General features: G+C 72.0%; 21 protein-coding genes. 14 read left to right on the forward strand and 7 right to left on the reverse strand.

All coding sequences use genetic code 11. The features are described 5' to 3' along the window. Nucleotides 1–781: 781 nt before the first annotated feature. Both AB0N81_RS35735 and AB0N81_RS35740 read left to right on the forward strand, forming a co-directional pair. The gene (locus AB0N81_RS35735) at nt 782–2,488 is read left to right on the forward strand and encodes a phospho-sugar mutase (protein WP_365365933.1); all 1,707 of its coding nucleotides are present in this window, start codon (nt 782–784) and stop codon (nt 2,486–2,488) included. 153 nt (nt 2,489–2,641) lie between these two features. Beyond that, entirely contained in the window at nt 2,642–3,898 is a 1,257-nt protein-coding gene (locus tag AB0N81_RS35740; RefSeq protein ID WP_365365935.1) for a hypothetical protein, read from the forward strand. A 145-nt stretch (nt 3,899–4,043) separates the two neighbouring features. Here AB0N81_RS35740 and AB0N81_RS35745 read toward each other — a convergent pair whose 3' ends face one another. Then, nucleotides 4,044–4,679, reverse strand: coding sequence for a PH domain-containing protein (locus AB0N81_RS35745; RefSeq protein WP_365365989.1), 636 nt, complete (start codon nt 4,677–4,679; stop codon nt 4,044–4,046). Between the two features lie 115 nt (nt 4,680–4,794). Here AB0N81_RS35745 and deoC point away from each other — a divergent pair, with 115 nt between their 5' ends. From deoC to AB0N81_RS35760, 3 genes are read left to right on the forward strand one after another with little or no spacing between them, the layout of a single operon-like run. Beyond that, nucleotides 4,795–5,733, forward strand: a complete 939-nt coding sequence (deoC, locus tag AB0N81_RS35750) for a deoxyribose-phosphate aldolase (protein ID WP_365365937.1) — start codon at nt 4,795–4,797, stop codon at nt 5,731–5,733. Nucleotides 5,734–5,736: 3 nt separating this feature from the next. After that, nucleotides 5,737–7,176: an aldehyde dehydrogenase family protein gene (locus tag AB0N81_RS35755; RefSeq protein WP_365365939.1), complete on the forward strand. Its 1,440-nt coding sequence runs from the start codon at nt 5,737–5,739 to the stop codon at nt 7,174–7,176. After that, complete coding sequence (locus tag AB0N81_RS35760; protein WP_365365941.1) at nt 7,169–8,059, forward strand: aldehyde dehydrogenase family protein; 891 nt, start codon at nt 7,169–7,171, stop codon at nt 8,057–8,059. Before AB0N81_RS35755 ends, AB0N81_RS35760 begins: the two co-directional genes overlap by 8 nt. Before the next feature lie 55 nt (nt 8,060–8,114). Here the strand turns inward: AB0N81_RS35760 and AB0N81_RS35765 are convergent, their stop codons facing one another. After that, on the reverse strand, nt 8,115–8,855 hold the full coding sequence (locus AB0N81_RS35765) for a TetR/AcrR family transcriptional regulator (protein WP_365365943.1): 741 nt from the start codon (nt 8,853–8,855) through the stop codon (nt 8,115–8,117). An 89-nt stretch (nt 8,856–8,944) separates the two neighbouring features. On the opposite strand from AB0N81_RS35765, the gene AB0N81_RS35770 reads away from it, so the two are divergent. Together AB0N81_RS35770 and AB0N81_RS35775 are read left to right on the forward strand one after the other, a co-directional pair. After that, the gene (locus AB0N81_RS35770; RefSeq protein WP_365365945.1) at nt 8,945–9,550 is read left to right on the forward strand and encodes an NAD(P)H-dependent oxidoreductase; all 606 of its coding nucleotides are present in this window, start codon (nt 8,945–8,947) and stop codon (nt 9,548–9,550) included. A gap of 26 nt (nt 9,551–9,576) precedes the next feature. Continuing rightward, nucleotides 9,577–11,169, forward strand: a complete 1,593-nt coding sequence (locus AB0N81_RS35775) for an MDR family MFS transporter (protein ID WP_365365947.1) — start codon at nt 9,577–9,579, stop codon at nt 11,167–11,169. On the opposite strand, the gene AB0N81_RS35780 is transcribed toward AB0N81_RS35775, so the two are convergent. Further along, nucleotides 11,166–11,588: a hypothetical protein gene (locus AB0N81_RS35780; protein WP_365365949.1), complete on the reverse strand. Its 423-nt coding sequence runs from the start codon at nt 11,586–11,588 to the stop codon at nt 11,166–11,168. The two genes, AB0N81_RS35775 and AB0N81_RS35780, sit on opposite strands and share 4 nt — an antisense overlap. A 179-nt stretch (nt 11,589–11,767) precedes the next feature. Here AB0N81_RS35780 and AB0N81_RS35785 point away from each other — a divergent pair, with 179 nt between their 5' ends. Further along, entirely contained in the window at nt 11,768–12,409 is a 642-nt protein-coding gene (locus AB0N81_RS35785) for an ATP-binding protein (RefSeq protein WP_365365951.1), read from the forward strand. A gap of 232 nt (nt 12,410–12,641) precedes the next feature. Here the strand turns inward: AB0N81_RS35785 and AB0N81_RS35790 are convergent, their stop codons facing one another. Next, nucleotides 12,642–13,424, reverse strand: coding sequence for a SigE family RNA polymerase sigma factor (locus AB0N81_RS35790; protein ID WP_365365953.1), 783 nt, complete (start codon nt 13,422–13,424; stop codon nt 12,642–12,644). 225 nt (nt 13,425–13,649) lie between these two features. Between AB0N81_RS35790 and afsQ1 the strand changes: the two genes are divergently transcribed. The 5 genes from afsQ1 to AB0N81_RS35815 all read left to right on the forward strand — a co-directional run bounded on the left by afsQ1 (nt 13,650) and on the right by AB0N81_RS35815 (nt 17,458). Next, on the forward strand, nt 13,650–14,327 hold the full coding sequence (gene afsQ1 / locus AB0N81_RS35795) for a two-component system response regulator AfsQ1 (protein ID WP_033264947.1): 678 nt from the start codon (nt 13,650–13,652) through the stop codon (nt 14,325–14,327). Continuing rightward, nucleotides 14,324–15,901, forward strand: a complete 1,578-nt coding sequence (locus tag AB0N81_RS35800; protein WP_365365955.1) for a HAMP domain-containing sensor histidine kinase — start codon at nt 14,324–14,326, stop codon at nt 15,899–15,901. The genes afsQ1 and AB0N81_RS35800 overlap by 4 nt, the downstream gene beginning before the upstream one ends. Beyond that, nucleotides 15,898–16,497: a hypothetical protein gene (locus tag AB0N81_RS35805; protein WP_365365957.1), complete on the forward strand. Its 600-nt coding sequence runs from the start codon at nt 15,898–15,900 to the stop codon at nt 16,495–16,497. Before AB0N81_RS35800 ends, AB0N81_RS35805 begins: the two co-directional genes overlap by 4 nt. A gap of 118 nt (nt 16,498–16,615) precedes the next feature. Continuing rightward, nucleotides 16,616–17,167 carry a VanZ family protein gene (locus tag AB0N81_RS35810; RefSeq protein ID WP_365365959.1) on the forward strand — a complete coding sequence of 184 codons (552 nt, stop codon included), beginning with the start codon at nt 16,616–16,618 and terminating at the stop codon, nt 17,165–17,167. Nucleotides 17,168–17,257: 90 nt separating this feature from the next. After that, nucleotides 17,258–17,458, forward strand: a complete 201-nt coding sequence (locus AB0N81_RS35815) for a PspC domain-containing protein (protein ID WP_268773123.1) — start codon at nt 17,258–17,260, stop codon at nt 17,456–17,458. Nucleotides 17,459–17,522: 64 nt separating this feature from the next. On the opposite strand, the gene AB0N81_RS35820 is transcribed toward AB0N81_RS35815, so the two are convergent. Together AB0N81_RS35820 and AB0N81_RS35825 are read right to left on the reverse strand one after the other, a co-directional pair. Beyond that, entirely contained in the window at nt 17,523–17,852 is a 330-nt protein-coding gene (locus AB0N81_RS35820) for an ATP-binding protein (protein ID WP_365365962.1), read from the reverse strand. A gap of 173 nt (nt 17,853–18,025) precedes the next feature. Then, complete coding sequence (locus AB0N81_RS35825) at nt 18,026–19,195, reverse strand: adenosine deaminase (RefSeq protein ID WP_365365964.1); 1,170 nt, start codon at nt 19,193–19,195, stop codon at nt 18,026–18,028. A 102-nt stretch (nt 19,196–19,297) separates the two neighbouring features. Here AB0N81_RS35825 and AB0N81_RS35830 point away from each other — a divergent pair, with 102 nt between their 5' ends. Then, on the forward strand, nt 19,298–20,062 hold the full coding sequence (locus AB0N81_RS35830; RefSeq protein WP_365365965.1) for an alpha/beta hydrolase: 765 nt from the start codon (nt 19,298–19,300) through the stop codon (nt 20,060–20,062). A 50-nt stretch (nt 20,063–20,112) separates the two neighbouring features. On the opposite strand, the gene AB0N81_RS35835 is transcribed toward AB0N81_RS35830, so the two are convergent. Next, nucleotides 20,113–21,090: a LysR family transcriptional regulator gene (locus AB0N81_RS35835; protein WP_365365967.1), complete on the reverse strand. Its 978-nt coding sequence runs from the start codon at nt 21,088–21,090 to the stop codon at nt 20,113–20,115. Nucleotides 21,091–21,109 lie beyond the last annotated feature (19 nt).

The following is a 21,109-nucleotide window of genomic DNA, read 5'->3' on the forward strand; positions in this document are numbered from 1 at the left end:
CGCGCCGCTCTGCGGGACCAGGGGCGGGGGGCGGATATCGTCCCGCGCCATCCTGCGGGAGCAAGGGCGGGTGGGCAGGTATCGCCCCGCGCGGCCCTGCGGGAGCAGGGCGGGGGGCGGGTATCACCCCGCGACACCGTGCGGAGGCAGGGGCAAGTGGACGGATATCACCCCGCGACACCCTGCGGAGGCAAGGGGCAGGTGATTGGGTATCGGCCCGCGACACCCTGCGAAGGCAGGGGGCGGGTGATTGGGTATCGTCCCGCGACGCCCTGCGGAGGCGGGGGCAGGCGGGTGGGGCGTTTAATACGGGCCCTCCGGTGGGACCAGAGACACCAGCCGGGAGCCGAGCAGCGACACCCCATCACGCCGCAGCCGCCAAGCGGGCCAGGGGGAGACACGGGCGGCCCCCACAAGACCGCAGACGCACGCGCGCCCGAGGGGCCGTGGAGGCCGGGGTGGGCGCATGCACCCACCCCCACCGGGCCGCAGCCGCAAGCGCGCCGGAGGGGACGTGGGGGTATGTGCGCACGGAGCACCGAGGAAACATTGGCGCCTTTGGACTTGAGGCGTGACGCAGGGATAGCGAGTACGTACATACCCCCACGGCCCCGCCCCACAGACGCACAGCAGGCGAGAGCCCCCGACAAGCACGAACACACGCACACGCCCACGCCCACGCACCGCACTGCCCCCACACAACCGAACCCACGGCGCCCCCACCCAAGGCGCCCCCGCCAGACAACGCGTACACGACAGAGACCCGAGAGGCTGAAGAATCGTGCAGGACACCTCTGACCTCATCGTGCGGGCCCAGGCCTGGCTCGCCGAGGACCCGGACCCCGAGACCCGCGAGGAGCTCGCCAAGCTCATCGACACCCAGGACGTCACCGAGCTGACCGCACGCTTCGCCGGCACCCTCCAGTTCGGCACCGCCGGCCTCCGCGGCGAACTCGGCGCAGGCCCCATGCGGATGAACCGCTCCGTGGTGATCCGCGCCGCCGCCGGCCTCGCCGCGTACCTGAAGGCCGAGGGCCAGACCGACGGCCTCGTCGTCATCGGCTACGACGCCCGCCACAAGTCCGCCGACTTCGCCCGCGACACCGCCGCCGTGATGACGGGCGCGGGCCTCAGGGCAGCCGTCCTCCCCCGCCCCCTCCCCACCCCCGTCCTCGCCTTCGCCATAAGGCACCTGGGCGCGATCGCGGGCGTAGAGGTCACGGCCAGCCACAACCCCCCGCGCGACAACGGCTACAAGGTCTACCTGGGCGACGGCTCCCAGATCGTGCCGCCCGCCGACGCGGACATCGCGGCGCAGATCGACGCGATCGCGAGCCTCCACGACGTGCCGCGCCCCGACGCCGGCTGGGAGACCCTCACCGACGACGTCCTGGAGGCCTACCTGGCCCGCACGGACGCCGTCCTGTCCCAGGGCTCCCCCCGCACCGCCCGCGTCGTCTACACGGCCATGCACGGCGTCGGCAAGGACACCCTCCTCGCCGCCTTCGCCCGCGCCGGCTTCCCCGCCCCCACGCTCGTCGCCGAGCAGGCGGAACCGGACCCGGACTTCCCGACGGTCGCGTTCCCGAACCCGGAGGAGCCGGGCGCGATGGACCTGGCCTTCGCGACGGCGGCCCGCACCACCCCCGCCCCCGACCTGATCATCGCCAACGACCCGGACGCGGACCGCTGCGCGGCAGCGATCAAGGACGGAACCGGAGCCGGAACCGGAACCGAAGCCGAAGCCGAAGCCGGAGCCGGAGCCGGAGCCGACAGCACAGGCTGGCGGATGCTCCGCGGCGACGAGGTGGGCGCCCTCCTCGCCGCCCACCTGGTCGACCGCGGAGCGCGCGGCACGTTCGCCGAGTCGATCGTCTCCTCCTCCCTCCTCGGCCGGATCGCCGAGAAGGCGGGCCTCGCGTACGAGGAGACCCTGACCGGCTTCAAGTGGATCGCGCGCGTGGACGGCCTCCGCTACGGCTACGAGGAGGCGCTCGGTTACTGCGTCGACCCCGAGGGCGTACGCGACAAGGACGGCATCACGGCGGCGCTCCTGCTCACCGAGCTCGCCTCCGAGCTCAAGGAGCGGGGCCGCACGTTCCCCGACCTCCTCGACGACCTCGCCCTGGAGCACGGCCTGCACGCCACCGACCAGCTGTCGGTCCGCGTGGAGGACCTGTCCCTGATCGCGGACGCGATGCGCCGCCTGCGCGAGCAGCCGCCGACGGAGCTGGCGGGCCTGCCCGTGACGAAGGCGGAGGACCTGACCCAGGGCACGGACAAGCTGCCGCCCACGGACGGCCTGCGCTACACGCTCGACGGCGCCCGGGTGATCGTGCGCCCGAGCGGCACGGAGCCGAAGCTCAAGTGCTACCTGGAGGTGGTGGTCCCGGTGTCGTCCAGGGCGGACCTCCCCGCGGCGCGCGCCCGGGCGACGGACACGCTCGCCACGATCAAGCGCGACCTCGCCGCGGCGGCGGGCATCTGAGGCGAGCCCCGCGAGGCCGGGCGGTCACAGCGCGGGCGGAACCACCCGTCCGAGTGGTTCCCCCGGCGCAACTGCCGCAGTGACCCGGTGCGCTGCCGGTCCCCCAGGAAGGGAGGACCGGTAGCGCACTTTCACGTTCCGGGAGCCGCCGCAGTGCCGTACGGATTCTCCGAGCCCTCGACCGCCACCCCGTCCCGCGTCCCCGCGTCCCGGGGCCCGGGCACCGCCCCGCCGCCGTCCCCCCGGTTCGCCGGACGCGCGGCCCGCGCCCTGCGCCACGCCTCCCCCGCACTCCTCGCCTACGCCGCCGTACGCCTCCTGGGCCTCACGGTCCTCACCCTGTGGGCGCACCGCGACGGCCGTGGGGTGCGGCATCTGCTCATGGAGTCCTGGGACTGCGACTGGTACCTGCGGATCGCCCAGTACGGGTACGCACACGAGCTGGGCACCCGTATCGACGGGAACAACCTCGCCTTCTTCCCGCTGTACCCGCTGCTCGTCAGGGCGGGTGACGCCCTGCTCCCCTGGCTGCCGCGCGGCGCGGCGGGCCTGTCGGTCTCGCTGGCCGCGTCGCTGCTCGCGGCGTGGGGGATCTTCGCGGTGGGCGACCGGGTGTACGGCCGCAGGGCGGGGGTCGTCCTGGCGGTCCTCTGGGGCAGCCTGCCGGTCGCTCTCGTGCAGTGGATGGGCTACACGGAGTCGCTCTTCACGGCCCTCACCGCCTGGTCGCTGTACGCGGTGCTCACCGGCCGCTGGCTGTGGGCCGGCTCCTTGGCGGCGCTCGCGGGGCTCACCCGCCCGACGGGGGTGGCGCTCGCCGCGGCGGTGTCCGTCACCGCGCTGCTCACCCTGCGCCGGTCCTCCTCCGCACGACCGTCCCTGCGACCCGCCGCGCGATCCGCCGCGCGATCCGCCGTACGGCCGCTCCTGGGCGCCGTCGTCGCGCCCCTCGGCTGGCTCTCGTACGTCGCCTGGGTGGGCCTGCGCCTGGGCCGCTGGGACGGCTACTTCGCCGTGCAGAAGCTGTGGCGCAACGAGTGGGACGGCGGCGTCGGGACGCTGCGGCGGATGCGGGACCTGTTCCTGGCCGAGCGTCCCGCGCTGTTCGTGGCGATGGTGACGGCGGTCCTGCTGGGCTCGGTCGTGCTCTTCGTCCTGTCGGCGGGCGACCGCCAGCCGCTGCCGCTGCTGGTCTTCAGCGGGCTGCTGCTCCTGATCGTGCTCGGCAGCAGCGGCGTCTACTTCCCGCGGGCCCGCTTCCTGCTGCCCGGCTTCCCGCTGCTGCTGCCGGTCGCCGTGGCCCTGGCGCGGGCGAGGACGCACGTGCTCGTGACGCTGCTGACCGTGGCGGCGCTCACGTCGGCCGTGTTCGGCGGCCACATGCTCCTGGGATGGCACGGCCCTCCGTAGACACCACCCCCGTGACCACGGCTCTCCGCAGACACCGCCTCCGCGACCACGCCCCTCCGCAGACACCGCCCCCGTGACCACGCCCTCCGTAGACACCGCCTCCGCGACCACGCCCCTCCGTAGTGCCACGCCCGCCCAAGCGGCCTCAGGCGACCGCGAACAGCACCGCGAGCAGCACCGCGCCCACGGCGCACGGCACGACGATCTCGTACGCCCAGCGCATCTCGGGCTCGCCCTGCGCGGACGGGGCGTCGGCCCGCTGTTCCGCGAGTTCGCGGAGCTCGTCCATGGACTGGTCGCCCGAGGCGCGGGTGGGCGGGACGCTCGGGTCGAGGAAGGGGCGGCCGCCCGTCGGGTCGCCGGACGCGGCGGCCTGCGACTGCCTGCGCGCCGCCTTCTTGCGGCCGCGCAGCGAGACGGGGATCGCCCAGAGCTGGTACTTGGCGCCGGCGTTGGTCAGAACCTCGTTCGAGTAGCCGGAGCGGAGCGTCGCGATGGCCGCCCACGGCAGTGTGATGGTCCTGAAGGGGTTGCGGACGCGGAGCCGGTCGTCGTTGGCGTACACGGCGGGCCGCACGGTGAACGCGACGACCAGCGGCACGGCGAAGAGCAGCCCGGCGAGCGCGAGCCAGGGGGTGCGGCCCTCGCCGCGGATCACCGCGTCGACGCCGAGCCAGGCGCCGAGGGCGAGCAGCAGGACGCCGCCGGCGATGCCGGCGGGGGACCGGAAGGTGCGGTCCTTGTACGCGGGCTCCGCCACGGGGTTCTGCGGGTCGCTCATACCCTGGTGCTTCTGAGGGTCGCTCATACCCTGATTCTGCCTGAAGCTCCGGCCGGGGCCCCGGCCCCCACCCCTGTACAGCAGCTACGCGCGTAGATATGCTCCCCTCGTGACCATGCCCACTGCATTCGCTGACGTGACAGCGTCCGACAGCACGCTCCGCCGCTTCCTCCACGGACTGCCCGGCGTCGACGCGGTCGGCCTGGAGGCGCGTGCCGCCTCGCTCGGTACCCGATCGATCAAGACCACGGCGAAGGCGTACGCCATCGACCTGGCCATCTCGATGATCGACCTGACGACGCTCGAGGGCGCCGACACCCCGGGCAAGGTCCGGGCGCTCGGCGCGAAGGCCGTCAACCCCGACCCCACGGACCGTGGCACGCCGCGCACCGCGGCCGTCTGCGTGTATCCGGACATGGTCGCCACCGCCAAGGAGGCCGTCGCGGGCAGCGGCGTGAAGGTCGCGTCCGTCGCGACCGCCTTCCCCGCGGGCCGCGCCGCCATCGACGTGAAGCTCGGTGACGTGCGCGAGGCAGTCGCCGCGGGTGCCGACGAGATCGACATGGTCATCGACCGGGGCGCGTTCCTCTCGGGCGACTACATGACGGTGTTCGAGCAGATCCGCGCCGTGAAGGAGACCTGCGGCACCGCCCGCCTGAAGGTCATCTTCGAGACCGGTGAGCTGTCGACGTACGACAACATCAAGCGCGCCAGCTGGATCGGCATGATCGCGGGCGCCGACTTCATCAAGACGTCGACCGGCAAGGTCGGGGTCAACGCCACCCCCTCCAACACCCTGCTGATGCTGGAGGCCGTCCGCGACTTCCGCGCGCAGACCGGCGTGCAGATCGGGGTGAAGCCGGCGGGCGGCATCCGCTCGACCAAGGACGCGGTGAAGTTCCTCGTCCTGGTGAACGAGACGGCGGGCCCCGACTGGCTGGACAACCACTGGTTCCGCTTCGGCGCCTCGTCGCTCCTCAACGACCTGCTGATGCAGCGCCAGAAGCTGGCCACCGGCCGCTACTCCGGCCCCGACTACGTGACGGTGGACTGACCCATGACCTCCACTCCTTTCGAGTACGCACCCGCGCCCGAGTCCCGCTCCGTCGTCGACATCGCGCCGAGCTACGGCCTGTTCATCGACGGCGAGTTCACCGAGGCCGCCGACGGCCAGGTCTTCAAGTCGGTCTCGCCATCCACCGAAGAGGTCCTCTCCGAGGTCGCACGGGCCGGCGAGGCGGACGTGGACCGCGCGGTGAAGGCCGCCCGCAAGGCCTTCGAGAAGTGGTCGGCGCTGCCCGGCGCCGAGCGTGCCAAGTACCTGTTCCGCATCGCCCGCATCATCCAGGAGCGCAGCCGCGAGCTGGCCGTCCTGGAGACGCTGGACAACGGAAAGCCGATCAAGGAGACCCGCGACGCGGACCTCCCCCTGGTCGCCGCGCACTTCTTCTACTACGCGGGCTGGGCCGACAAGCTCGACCACGCGGGGTACGGCGCGAACCCGCGGCCGCTCGGCGTCGCGGGCCAGGTCATCCCCTGGAACTTCCCGCTCCTGATGCTGGCCTGGAAGATCGCCCCGGCGCTCGCGACGGGCAACACGGTCGTCCTGAAGCCCGCCGAGACGACCCCCCTGAGCGCCCTGTTCTTCGCGGACATCTGCCGTCAGGCGGGCCTGCCGAAGGGCGTCGTCAACATCCTCCCCGGGTACGGCGACGCGGGCGCGGCCCTGACCGCCCACCCGGACGTGAACAAGGTGGCCTTCACCGGCTCCACCGCCGTCGGCAAGGCCATCGCCCGCCAGGTGGCGGGCACGGACAAGAAGGTCACGCTCGAACTGGGCGGCAAGGGCGCGAACATCGTCTTCGACGACGCCCCGATCGACCAGGCCGTCGAGGGCATCGTCACCGGCATCTTCTTCAACCAGGGGCAGGTCTGCTGCGCCGGGTCGCGTCTCCTCGTACAGGAGTCGATCCAGGAGGAGCTGCTGGACTCGCTGAAGCGCCGTCTGTCGACGCTGCGTCTCGGCGACCCGCTCGACAAGAACACCGACATCGGCGCCATCAACTCCGCCGAGCAGCTGGCCCGCATCACCGCGCTCGCCGACACGGGCGAGGCGGAGGGCGCCGAGCGCTGGTCGCCGGCATGCGAGCTCCCCACGTCCGGCTACTGGTTCGCGCCGACGCTCTTCACGAACGTCACGCAGGCGCACACCATCGCCCGCGACGAGATCTTCGGCCCGGTGCTCTCCGTCCTCAGCTTCCGCACGCCGGACGAGGCGGTCGCCAAGGCCAACAACACGCAGTACGGGCTCTCCGCCGGCATCTGGACGGAGAAGGGCTCCCGCATCCTCGCGGTCGCGAACAAGCTCCGGGCGGGCGTCGTCTGGGCCAACACTTTCAACAAGTTCGACCCCACCTCGCCGTTCGGCGGCTACAAGGAGTCGGGCTTCGGCCGCGAGGGCGGCCGGCACGGGCTGGAGGCGTACCTCGATGTCTGACCGACTCACGGTTCTGAAGACCTACAAGCTGTACGTCGGGGGCAAGTTCCCCCGCTCCGAGAGCGGCCGGGTGTACGAAGTGCAGGACGGTAAGGGCACGTGGCTGGCCAACGCTCCGCTGGCCTCCCGCAAGGACGCGCGTGACGCCGTCGTGGCGGCCCGCAAGGCGCAGGGCGGCTGGGCCGGCGCGACCGCGTACAACCGCGGGCAGGTTCTCTACCGCGTCGCCGAGATGCTGGAGGGCCGACGCGACCAGTTCGTGCGCGAGGTCGCGGAGGCGGAGGGCACCTCCAAGTCCAAGGCCGCGGCCCAGGTCGACGCGGCGATCGACCGCTGGGTCTGGTACGCGGGCTGGACCGACAAGATCGCCCAGGTCGTGGGCGGGGCGAACCCGGTCGCGGGCCCGTTCTTCAACCTGTCGACTCCGGAGCCGACGGGCGTGGTCGCGGTCCTCGCGCCCCAGAAGTCGTCGTTCCTGGGTCTGGTCTCGGTGATCGCGCCGGTGATCGCGACGGGCAACACGGCGGTCGTCATCGCCTCCGAGAAGTCCCCGCTCCCCGCCCTCTCGCTGGGCGAGGTCCTCGCGACCTCCGACGTCCCGGGCGGCGTGGTCAACGTCCTCACCGGGAAGACCGCCGAGCTCGCGGCCCCGCTCGCCGCCCACCAGGACGTCAACGCGATCGACCTGACCGGCGCGGACGCGGACCTGGCGCGCGATCTGGAGGTCGCGGCCGCCGACAACCTCAAGCGCGTCCTGCGTCCACAGCCTGTGGACACGGACTGGACCGCCGACCCGGGCACGCACCGCCTGACGGCGTTCCTGGAGACCAAGACGGTCTGGCACCCGACGGGTTCGCTGGGCGCGTCCGGCTCGGCCTACTAGCCACTTCCGCGACACCGGAGCCCCGGCCCCCTCCGTCCAGGAGGCCGGGGCTCCGTCATGCCCGCGGTTCGAGCCCGAGCCGGACCGCGATGCCGTCCAGGACACAGTCGAGCCCCGTCTCGAACTGCCAGGCGGCGTCGTCCTTGCGGGCGGCCCCGAGTGCATAGCGGCGGTAGGCCGGGTAGCGGCCGGTCTCCATCAGGTACGTCATCTGCGGCGCGAGCCCCCGGCGCGTATCGTCGCCGTCGGTCCAGCTGTTCTCCTCCATGTACTGGCGCAGGGCCACCTCCGACTGGCTGACGCCGTGCACGTAGGCGCCGACGGTGCGGAAGGCCGCCATGGTCGTGTCGGCGTCGAGCCCGTGCCGTTCCAGCTCGGCGAGCTGCCGTTCCGCCAGCGCCATCCGGCTCGGCGTCAGGGCGAAGTGCGGGGTGGGGAGCTGGGCCAGCCAGGGGTGGTCCAGCATCAGCCGGCGGCCCGCGACGGCGTACGCGCGCAGCACCTCGCGCCAGCCGGTCACCTCCTCGGGCACGACGATCTCGGCCGTGACCCGGTCGACCATCAGCGCCCACAGGTCGTCCTTGCCGGAGACGTGGCGGTACGCGGCCATGGGCGCGACGCCCAGTTCGGTGGCGAGGCGGCGCATGGTGACGGCGGCGAAGCCCTCGGCGTCGGCGACCTTCACGGCGACCGCCGCGATCTTCTGCGGGGTCAGCGAGGCGCGCTGTGTGGCTGCCGGGCGCTCCAGGCGCTCCCAGAGCGAGACCTCGGGCTCGCTCTTCTTCTGTATGGCCATGCGTACACCGTATCCCTCGTAGACGCCGTACACATCAGTGTGTACGTTGTACGCGAACGATACGCCGTACACATCACAGGGGGACCCCCATGACCGCAACCACTTCGCGTCCGGCCGCACTGCGTGTCGCGGTCGTCGTCGGCAGCACCCGCGAGGGCCGTTTCGCGCCCGTCGTCACCCAGTGGATCAAGGGCCACCTCGACCAGCGCGACGACATGGACGTCGACGTCGTCGACCTGGCCGAGACCCCACTGCCCACGGTCCTGCCCGCCTTCGGCCAGCCGCCCGCACCGGGCACCACCGAGGCCCTCGCGCTGGTCACCCCGCGCCTGGCGGCGGCCGACGCCTTCGTCTTCATCACGCCCGAGTACAACCACAGCTACCCGGCGTCCCTGAAGAACGCCATCGACTGGCACAACGAGCAGTTCCACGCCAAGCCGATCGGCTTTGTCTCCTACGGCGGCCTCTCCGGCGGCCTGCGCGCCGTCGAACACCTCCGCGTCGTGATGGCCGAGCTGCACGCCACGACCATCCGCAACACCGTCAGCCTGCACAACGCCTGGGGTCAGTTCGGCGAAGGGGGGCAGTCGTCGGACCCCGCGAGCGACTCCGCCGTCAAGGTCATGCTCGACCAGCTCGCCTGGTGGGCGCAGGCGCTGCGCGACGCCAAGTCCGTCCGCCCGTACGCCGCCTGACACCACGACAAGACTTTGGGGCTCGCATGAATCAGCGCACGGAGACGGCCACCGACACCACCGGCACCACCGCAGGGCCGGCCGCGGCGCACCCCGGCGCGGAACAGACGGCAGCCCCCGACCCGCCCTCGCGCCTCGCCATCCTCGGCCTGCTGCTCGGCATCATCCTGGCGACGCTCGACGGCACGATCGTCGGCACCGCGCTCCCCACGATCGTCGGCGACCTCGGCGGCCTCGGCCACTTCTCCTGGGTGGTGACGGCCTATCTGCTCACCACCGCCGTCTCCACCCCGATCTGGGGCAAGGTCGGCGACCTGTACGGACGCAAGGGCAGCTACCTGACCTCGATCGTGGTCTTCCTCGTCGGGTCGGTGCTCTGCGGACTCGCCCAGAACATGGAGCAGTTGATCGCTTTCCGCGCCCTCCAGGGGCTCGGCGCGGGCGGCCTCTTCGTGGGGGCGCTCTCCCTCATCGGGACGCTGCTCCCGCCCGCGCAGGCCGGACGGTCGCAGTCGATGATCGGCGTGATGCTGCCGGTCGCGATGATCGGCGGCCCGCTGCTCGGCGGCTTCCTCACCGACCAGCTGGACTGGCGCTGGGTCTTCTACGTCAACGTGCCCGTCGGCGCCGCCGCCCTCCTGCTCGTCGGCGTCCTCGTCACCCTGCGCGGCGAGCGCCGCGCGGCCCGGATCGACTACGCGGGCACCGCCCTCCTCACGGCGGGCATCCTGGCGCTGACGCTGCTCGGGACGTGGGGCGGATCGACGTACGACTGGATCTCCCCGCAGATCGCCGGCCTCGCGCTGCTCGCGGTGGCCGCGCTCGCCGCCTTCGTACGCGTGGAGCGGCGCACCCCCGAACCGATCGTCCCGCCCCGCCTGTTCCGCGACCGCAACTTCACGCTCGCCCAGGTCCTCACCTTCCTCGCGGGCGCGGCGATGCTGGGCGCGGCCAGCTATCTGCCGCAGTACATGCAGTTCGTCCGCGGCATGTCGTCGACGGAGAGCGGCCTCCTGCTGCTGCCGCTGATGCTGGGCATGATGGGCGCGCAGCTGTACATCGGCCGGGCGGTCGGCGACGGCGGCGGGTACCGGGCGTATCCGATCGTGGGCGGCGCGGTCGCCACGGTGGGCGCGCTGTCCCTCCTGGCGGTCGGCGTGGAGACGGCCACGGCCGTGGCGTCCGCGCTGACGTTCGTCCTCGGCGTGGGCCTCGGCTGCCTGCTGCAGCCCTCGCTCCTCATCACCATGAACAGCGCGGAGCTCCGCGACATGGGGGCGGCCAGCGGCACCAACACGCTCCTGCGCACCATCGGCGGCTCGCTCGGCGTCGCGGTGCTCGGCTCCGTCTACACGGGCCGCGTGACCGACACCCTCACGGACCGGCTCGGCCCGGACGGCGAGCGCCTCGCGGGCGGCCACGAGCTGACCCCCGCCGTACTGAACGGCCTCCCCGAGCCGGCGCGGGACGCCTTCCGGGCCGGGGTCACCAGCGGGCTGCACGGCGTCATGCTGGGCACGGCCGCGCTGTGCGCCCTCACGTTCGCGGCCGCCTGGCTGATCCGCGAGACACCGCTGCGCTCGAAGCCCGTCGAAGCGGCGGGGCCCGCGGCGGACTAGCGGGGCAGGAGCCCGCCGACGACGGGGAGCTCGCCCAGGGACGCGCCGCTGGCCAGCGGGCCCGTGGCGAAGGCCGTACTGACCGGCTTGAAGTCGGCGACCTGGGTGCCGAGGGTGTTGCTGAGCGGGTCGACGCTGGTGTTGGCCAGCGGGTCCAGCTGGAGGTCCCTGACCGGGGTGAAGCCGCCCTTCGCCGAGTGCCCGAGCGCCGTCGCGAGGGCCTGGGCCGGCGTCCCCGTGACAGCGTCGAGCGGCGAGGCGTGCCCGGCCTGCGGCGCCGCAGGGCCCGGCTCGGCGGCAGCCGCGGCCCCCGCCCCGCCGACACCGAGGGCGGCCCCCGCGGCCGTGACGGTGAGTCCGGCGCGCAGCAGCGCGCGCGAGCGGGCCCCGGTGGACTTGTTAACTGCGTGTCGTGCCATGGGTACCGCCCATATCCGTGCGTAGTGGGTGACCGAGCGAGCACGTAGCGTAGTTGACGCGCGGCTCGGGCACCAAAGGCCGACTCGCCCGGTGCACTCCAGGTTGATAATGACTCCCGACCACGCTGACGAACCGTGTCGGGAGATGCGGTCCACCCCAGGTGCAAAGGTTCACTGAATTGGGTTCCCATCCCCGGATACCGACCCGCGTCGTACTGCTGACGGGCCCCTCGGGCTCGGGGAAGTCGTCGTTCGCCGCCCGCTCCGGGCTGCCCGTCCTGTGCCTGGACGACTTCTACAAGGAGGGCGACGACCCCACGTTGCCGCAGGTCCCCGGCAGCGCGGACATCGACTGGGACTCCCCGGGCTCCTGGGACGCGGACGTGGCGGTCGCCGCCATCGAGGAGCTGTGCAGGACCGGGCGCACGCAGGTGCCGGTGTACGACATCGCGACCAGTTCGCGCGTCGGCCGGGAGGCGCTGGACATCGGGCGCACGCCGCTCTTCATCGCGGAGGGCATCTTCGCTGCGGACATCGTGGCGCGGTGCCGGGAACTGGGTGTGCTCGCCGATGCGATCTGTCTGCGGGGGCGGCCTTCGACGACGTTCCGGCGGCGGTTGCTGCGGGATCTGCGGGAGGGGCGCAAGTCCGTGCCGTTCCTGCTGCGGCGGGGGTGGCGGCTGATGCGGGACGAGCGCGCCATCGTGACCCGGCAGTCCGCGCTGGGCGCCCACCCCTGCGGGAAGGACGAGGCACTGGGCCGGGTCGCCGCCGCCGCGGCGGGCCGGTGCGCGAAGACGGCACGGGCCGAGGCGTCTTAGGCGGAGAGGGGGCCGGGCGGTCGGAGAGGGGGGCCGGGCGGTCGGAGGGTGGCCCGGTCGGGCGGGGAGAAGGCCGGGCAAGCAGAAGGACCGGAAAGACCCCCCGGCCTTCCGGTCCTCTACTTGATTCCCCCGTGCTTTCCCCCGTGCTCCCGCCGCGTCCCCCCGGAGCGGCGGCCCCCGTGCTTCCCCCGTGGGGCCCTTACGCGGCTGACGCCGCGGGCCCCGATCCTCAGGCGACCAACTCGCCGAAGGACTCCTCCTGGTCACGGCCGAAGCTGAGGACCTCGTCCTCGCGCAGCCGGCGGAGCGACCGCCAGATGCTGGACTTCACCGTGCCCACGCTGATGTCGAGGATGTCCGCGATCTCGGGGTCCGTACGACCCTCGTAGTAGCGGAGCACGAGCATCGTCCGCTGCAGTTCGGGAAGGCGGGCCAGCGCCTGCCAGAGAACCGCGCGCAGCTCCGTGCCGCGCATCGCGTCCGTGTCGCCCACCGTCTCCGGCAGTTCCTCGGTCGGGTACTCGTTCAGCTTGCGGCGGCGCCACGCGCTGATGTGCAGATTGGTCATGGTGCGGCGGAGGTAGCCCCCGACCGCGGCCTTGTCGCTGATCCTGTCCCACGCCCGGTACGTCGAGAAGAGGGCGCTCTGGAGCAGGTCCTCGGCCTCGAAACGGTCACCGGTCAGGTGGTAGGCGGTTGCGTACAGGGAGGCGCGGCGTTCCTGGACGTAGGCGGTGAACTCCGCCTCCGACAGGGACTTCCGCTCCCCCGGGCCCTCCCCGTACGCGGCTCCCCCGTGAGCCCCGTGTCCCTCCTGGGACGTGTCAACCACCGTCATGTACGTGGTGTGCTGACGCCCGGCGCCGCGAGCGCACCCCCGCCCTCCCCCGAGCTCTCGGCTTCGCTCGAGGAGGGAGGTGCCCCCTGCAACACCGGACTTCTCAGATCCCCGTCCGACGTCGTGAAGACGCGTGACAACTGCGCTTGAGCTGGTGCTGTGCAGCGTATTCATCTCGCGCCCCCCGTCGGTGGAGTCCGGCTTCTTGCGTGTGACCAGAACTCTGCCGCAGCCACTTCATGACGGTGTCCGCCGACTGTCACAGGCCTGTCACAGGGGTCGGGGAGGTCTTCCACCTGTGAAGGTCACGTGTGGGTGCGGGGTTCTACCCACTCATTGCGGGCCCGGAGAGCCTCCAGCAGTCGTACTGGGGCCGTGACATGGGACAGAATGACGTCCGTGCCTTCCCTGTTGCTGATCGAGGACGACGACGCCATCCGGACGGCCCTGGAGCTTTCGCTGACGCGCCAGGGGCATCGGGTGGCCACTGCTGCCACCGGCGAGGACGGCCTGAAACTGCTCGGTGAGCAGCGGCCGGACCTGATCGTGCTGGATGTGATGCTGCCGGGCATCGACGGTTTCGAGGTGTGCCGTCGCATCCGGCGCACCGACCAGCTGCCGATCATCCTGCTGACCGCGCGCAACGACGACATCGACGTGGTCGTGGGCCTGGAGTCCGGTGCCGACGACTATGTGGTCAAGCCCGTGCAGGGGCGGGTCCTGGACGCGCGGATCCGCGCGGTGCTGCGGCGCGGCGAGCGCGAGGCCAATGACGCGGCGACGTTCGGTTCGCTCGTCATCGACCGGGCCGCGATGACCGTGACGAAGAACGGCGAGGACCTCCAGCTCACGCCGACCGAGCTGCGCCTCCTGCTGGAGCTGAGCCGCAGGCCGGGCCAGGCCCTGTCGCGGCAGCAGCTGCTGCGGCTGGTGTGGGAGCACGACTACCTCGGTGACTCACGGCTCGTCGACGCGTGTGTGCAGCGGCTGCGCGCCAAGGTCGAGGACGTGCCGTCGTCGCCGACCCTGATCCGTACGGTGCGCGGCGTCGGTTATCGGCTGGACACCCCTCAGTGACCAAACCGCAGGACAAGCTCCGCGGCTGGGCCGCGGCACGCAAGGCGATACTGGCGGGGCTGCGCTTCACGAGCCTGCGCCTCAGGCTCGTCCTCGTGTTCGGTCTCGTGGCGCTCACCGCCGCGGTCTCCGCGTCCGGCATCGCGTACTGGCTCAATCGCGAGGCCGTGCTGACCCGCGCGCAGGACGCGGCGCTCAAGGACTTCCGGCAGCAGATGCAGAACCGCGCGGGCGCGCTGCCCGCCGACGTGTCGCAGGACGAACTGCAGTCGGCCGCCGAGCAGATGGCGAACAGCGGCCAGCGTTACAGCGTGCTCCTGGTCGCCGAGAAGAAGGGCGGCGGCCAGATCGTCGGCTATTCCGACCTGGACGCGTTCACGCTCGCCAAGGTGCCGGACTCGCTGCAGAAGGCCGTGAACAAGAAGCAGCCCCTCACCTCCGGCAACAAGAGCGCGCACCATCTGTACTGGCAGCGGACCGTCAACCACGGCACCCCGTACCTGGTGGGGGGCGCCACGGTGATCGGCGGCGGCCCGACCGGTTACATGCTCAAGTCCCTGGAGCCGGAGGCGAAGGACCTCAGTTCGCTGGGCTGGTCCCTGGCCATCGCCACGGGGCTCGCGCTGATCGGCTCCGCGCTGCTCGCGCAGGCCGCGGCGACGACCGTGCTGAAGCCCGTGCACCGCCTCGGCGTCGCCGCGCGGCGGCTCGGCGAGGGCAAGCTGGACACGCGGCTGCGGGTGTCGGGCACCGATGAACTCGCCGACCTCTCCCGTACGTTCAACAGGGCCGCGGAGAACCTGGAGAAGAAGGTCGCCGACATGAGCGCACGCGAGGAGGCGTCCCGGCGCTTCGTCGCCGACATGTCGCACGAGCTGCGCACCCCGCTGACCGCGATCACCGCGGTGACGGAGGTCCTGGAGGAGGAGCTCGACGCGGAGACCGGTTCCGTGGACCCGATGATCGAGCCGGCCGTACGGCTCGTGGTGAGCGAGACGCGCCGCCTGAACGACCTCGTGGAGAACCTCATGGAGGTCACCCGCTTCGACGCGGGTACCGCACGCCTCGTCCTGGACGACGTCGACATCGCCGACCAGATCACCGCGTGCATCGACGCGCGTGCCTGGCTGGACGCGGTCGAGCTGGACGCAGAGCGCGGCATCACCGTCCGGCTCGACCCGCGCCGCCTCGACGTGATCCTGGCGAACCTCATCGGCAACGCCCTCAAGCACGGCGGCTCCCCGGTGGAGGTCTCGGTCCGCCTGGCGGACGACAGGCTGGTCATCTCAGTACGCGATCACGGCCCCGGCATCCCGGAGGACGTGCTGCCGCACGTCTTCGACCGCTTCTACAAGGCGAGCGCGTCCCGGCCGCGGTCCGAGGGCAGTGGCCTCGGCCTCTCCATCGCCCTGGAGAACGCGCACATCCACGGCGGCGAGATCACCGCCGCCAACTCTCCGGAGGGCGGCGCGGTCTTCACCCTGTGGCTGCCGCAGCACGACGACGACACCGACGGCGATGTCGACGATGCCGACGCCGAGGACGGCGAGAGCGTCGAAGGGGGCCAGGCATGAACGGGCGCCGGATGCGTGCCGTGGCGGCCGCCGCGGGGCTCACCGCCGTGCTCGCCGGGTGCGGGATCAGGTCGACCGAGGTGCCGACGGACTACGGCGCCGCGCCCTCGCGGGTGCCGTGCGTCATGCCGGGCTCCAGCATCGCCGCGCAGTCGGGCAGCGGCGTGCCGGTGGAGGTGTTCCTGGTGTGCGCGGCCCAGCTGGTGAACGTCGACCGCCACCTCCAGCTCCGTACGGACAAGGCGACCACCGACCGGGTGCGCATCGCACAGGCGCTCCTCGACGAGCTGGCGACGCCGCCCTCGGAGCCCGAGAAGCAGGCGGGCTTCGCCACGGACGTGCGCGACGGCATCACCGTGTCGGGGCCGCGTCGGGGTGACCCGGACGACGCGCTGCGCCTGAGTGCCGCGCCGGAGGACATGTCCGCGTTCGCGCTGGCCCAGATCGTGTGCACGCTGGCCGACAACACGGCGTCGGACGACCGCACGGTGGTCATGGGCGGCCCCGGCGACAGCCCCCTGCGGAGCTACGGATGCACCGCGGAGGTGCGGTCCCGGCCCGGCACGGTGGCGCCGCCCGTGAGCTCCGTCGACTAGCCGCTGAGCAACCCCTGCCCAGCCGCTGCCCAGCCTCCGACCAGCCGCTGAGCAGCCGCTGAGCAGCCGCCGCCGGGCACGCGGAACCGATCCTGCCGCCTCTGGCGTCTTGGGGGGCGTGCGTCAAGGCTCGGGCGGCCACGGTGCCGCCATCCGCTTCCGCGCGGCGGGAGGATTCCTCCTCGTCGCGCATCTTCTGCTCGTCGGGTGGATCACGCTGCGTCCACTGGACGTGCCCTGGGTGAGTGCCGCGAATCTGCGGCCGCTCGCCGGGATCAAGGCGGATCTGGCGCTGGGCGGCCTCCAGGCGGCCCGGCGGATCGGCGAGAGCGTGCTGCTGCTCGCCCCGCTCGGTGTGCTGCTGCCCCTGGCCGGCGGCCGTCTCGCGGTCTCCCCGTGGGGTTCCCTGGTACGCACGGTCGCCGCCGGAGCACTGCTCTCGCTCGGCATCGAGCTGCTGCAGACCGGCGTCCCCGGGCAGGTCGTCGACATCGACTCGCTGCTGCTGAACACCCTCGGGGTGGCCGTCGCGCACATCGCGGTGGTGCCTGCGGTCCGGGCCAGGCTCCGGCGTGGTGAGGCCGGGACGACCCGCACGGCGACCCTCCTTCGGGAGGACGCGTCTCAGGGGTCGACCCCGACGATTCCCAGGGTCGGTATCGCACCGTAGAGCGATGTTTTGACCTGCTTCGTCAACGTACTGTCGTTGTATCGGGGTACACGGAAAGCCCCGTACCTACGGTTCGTGAAGGAGCCCGACATGACCGCCCTTGCCCGCCCCACCCACGGCCGGATGATCGGCGGAGTGTGCGCAGCCCTGGCCAAGCGCTTCGGCACCTCCGCGACGACGATGCGCGTGATCTTCGTGGTCTCGTGTCTGCTGCCGGGCCCGCAGTTCCTGCTCTACATAGCGATGTGGATTCTGCTGCCTTCGGAGAGCAAGGCCCGCCAGGCCTGGTGACCCAAGACGTGCTGGGGCGCCCCTCCGAAGAGGGGCGCCCCAGCTGCGTACGCGCGGCGTCGGGTCAGCCGAGCGGCAGGCCGTTGAGGCCGCTGCCGCCGAGCGGCAGGCCGCCGAGCAGGCCGGAGACCGGGGAGGTCGGGCCGCCCGGCTTGGGCTTGCCCGCGGTCTTGTCGAGCGCGGGCTGGGTGGCGTTCAGGCCGCTGCCGAGGGCGTTCTGCCCGGCGGACAGGGACTCGGTGGCGCCGGCGGCGGGGACCACGGAGGAGACGGGGCCGAGTGCGGCCGTGGGGTCGGCGGCGGCCGGGGCTGCGTTCGCGGCACCGGCGCCCGCGGCGGCGAAGGCGGCACCCAGAGCGGCGACACCGAGGGACTTGGCGGCAGACTGCTTCATCTTCAATGCGTCCTTGCGTCTTCAGCTCACGTGAATGAGCGGCGGATTGAGGAGGGGGGTTGCGCGGTTCAACGACCGTACGCAGCCCCGATCACGGCCCGAGGGCAAAGGAAAGCGGCCGGGAAGAAAATATCCCGGCCGCCTGCCCGTCGCGCGGACGCGGACGAATTGCCTCAGCTCTCGGCAGAAGTGCTGGTCGAGACGGTCTGACGGAACAGCCATTCGGACTTCAGCTCGGCGTAGCCGGGCTTGATCACGTCATTGATCATGGCCAGTCGTTCATCGAAAGGAATGAATGCTGATTTCATCGCATTGACTGTGAACCACTGCATGTCGTCGAGCGTGTAGCCGAACGTGCCGACCAGGTGCTCGAATTCGCGGCTCATGCTGGTGCCCGACATCAGGCGGTTGTCGGTGTTCACCGTCGCACGGAAGTGCAGCTTGCGCAGCAGGCCGATGGGGTGCTCCGCGTAGGAAGAGGCCGCCGCCGTCTGGAGGTTGGACGTCGGGCAGAGCTCCAGCGGAATCCGCTTGTCCCGCACGTACGACGCGAGGCGGCCGAGCTTCACGCTGCCGTCGTCGGCGACCTCGATGTCGTCGATGATGCGCACGCCGTGGCCGAGCCGGTCGGCGCCGCACCACTGCAGGGCCTGCCAGATCGACGGCAGGCCGAAGGCCTCGCCCGCGTGGATCGTGAAGTGGTTGTTCTCCCGCTTGAGGAACTCGAAGGCGTCGAGGTGGCGGGTGGGCGGGAAGCCGGCCTCGGCGCCCGCGATGTCGAAGCCGACGACTCCGAAGTCGCGGTAGCGGTTGGCGAGTTCGGCGATCTCCAGGGCGCGGGCGGCGTGCCGCATGGCGGTGAGCAGCGCGCCCACGCGGATGCGGTGGCCGTTGGCCTTCGCGCGGCGCTCGCCCTCGCGGAAGCCTTCGTTGACCGCCTCGACGACCTCTTCGAGGGTGAGGCCCTGCTCCAGGTGCTGCTCGGGCGCGTACCGGATCTCGGCGTAGACCACGCCGTCCTCGGCGAGGTCCTCGGCGCACTCGGCGGCCACGCGCCTGAGGGCGTCCTTCGTCTGCATCACCGCGCAGGTGTGGGCGAAGGTCTCCAGGTAGCGCGGCAGGGAGCCGGAGTCGGCGGCCTCGCGGAACCAGATCCCGAGCTTCTCGGGGTCGGTCTCGGGCAGTCCCTCGTACCCGCTCTCGCGGGCGAGGTCGACGATCGTGCCGGGGCGCAGGCCGCCGTCGAGGTGGTCGTGGAGGAGCACCTTCGGGGCGCGGCGGATCTGTTCGGCGCTGGGCGTTTCACGGTCCGTGTGACCGGTCGTGTGTGTCTGGCTCGTCATTTCGGCACTCTAGCGCCTACGCGCGTAGAACTCACTGGTCGATACGTAACAGTGACCCTGCGGACGGGTGGCGTACACCATGGCTTCTGACACTGTTCTGTCATGGCACAGCAAGGGACCGCGGGGCCGGCGGGCGCGGCCAGGCTAGGGCGGGCGATCGGTACGGCGCCCTCGGCGGTGAGCGGAGCGGTGCTTCTGCTGCCCGGCGGCGCCGAGACCTCCACCCGCAGGCCGTCGCCGCTGGCGGGCGCCGGCGTGCGAGCGCTGGGCCGCAGACTGGCCCAGGACGGCAGGGACGCGGGCCTCGTCACACACGTCGTGCACTACCGCTGCCGGGGCTGGAACGGCGCGCAGGCGGAGCTCGCCCGCGACACGGCCTGGGCGGCGGACGAGATCGTACGTCTCTACGGCGATGTCCCCGTCTGTCTCGCCGGAGTGGACATGGGCGGCCGCGCGGCGCTCCGCGCGGGCGGGCATTCGGCGGTCAGCTCGGTCCTCGCGGTGGCCCCTTGGCTGCCCGAGGACGATGTGGCCGCGCCGCCCGAACCGGTGAAGCACCTCGTGGGGCGACGCGTGCTCATCGTGCACGGCACGAACGACGAGCGGACCGATCCCGAGCTGTCGTTCCGGCTCGCCGAGCGGGCGAAGAAGGCGAACCGGGACGTGTGCCGGTTCGAGGTGCACTCCGACGGGCACCGGCTGCACCAGCACCAGTCCGAAGTCCTCGCGCTGGCCTCGGACTTCGTGATGGGCACGCTGTTCGGGGCGGACTTCGCCCGCCCCCTGGAGGACGCGCTCGCGGCACCGCCGCCGCTGGGACTGCGCATGCCTCTCGCCTCCGGCTTCGGGCAGTCGCTGCGGCGGTGACGCCCGTCGGCGACGGGGCTCGGTCGTCGCCGGCTCCGCCGAGTTCGTCCTCAGTCGCCGGACAGGCTGACATTCGCCTGCTGCAGCAGCCTCCCCTTCCTGCTCAGCAGGAACTTCTTGAACGCCGCCACCGGTGGCGTGTCCGGGTGGCCGCCCAGCCAGGCCACGCCGATCTCGCGCACCGCCCGCTGACCCGTCACCGTCAGCTCGACGACGCCGGGGCGGGGCACGGCGGGCGGCGGCAGCAGGGCGACCCCCAAGCCCGCCGCGACCAGACCGCGCAGCGTCTCCGCCTCCTCGCCCTCGAAGGCGACGCGGGGCTTGAAGCCCGCCTCCCGGCAGAGGTCGTCGGTGATGCGGCGCAGGCCGTACCCGGGCTCCAGGGTCACGAACGCCTCTTCGGCGGCCTCGGCGAGGCGGACCCGTTTGCGGGCGGCGAGGCGGTGGTCGTCGGGCACGACCAGGCGCAGCCGCTGCTCGTCGAGGCGGCGGGCGACCAGGTCGGGGGCGTCGGGCACGGGTGAGGTGAGGCAGAGGTCGAGCTCGCCGGCGCGCAGCCGCTCCAGCATCGCCTCTCCGTAGTTCTGCACGAGACTGAACCGCACGCGCGGGTGGTCGGCGCGGAAGGCACGGATCAGGCCGGGCACGGTCTCCGAACCCATCGTGTGCAGGAAGCCGAAGGCGACCTTGCCGGACTCCGGGTCGGCGTCCGCCCGCACCGACTCGGCCGCGCGCTCCACCTCGCCGAGCGCCCGCTCGACCGAGGCGAGGAAGGTGCGGCCCGCCGGGGTGAGGGAGACCGTGCGGCCGCGGCGCGCGAACAGGTCGGCGCCGAGGTCCCGTTCGAGCCGGACGAGGGCGCGGGAGAGCGTCGACTGGGGAATCCGCATCTGCTGCGCGGCGCGCGTGACGTGCTCGGTGCGGGCGACCCCCGCGAAGTACGCGAGGCGTGGCGCGAGCAGCGTCACGATGTCCTCCACGTCACTGTTCTGTGACACGTGCGGCTGTGACCTGGGTTGATGCTGCATGGGAACGATTATGGCGATT

The organism is Streptomyces sp. NPDC093510, from assembly GCF_040683555.1.
Taxonomy (GTDB): Bacteria; Actinomycetota; Actinomycetes; order Streptomycetales; family Streptomycetaceae; genus Streptomyces.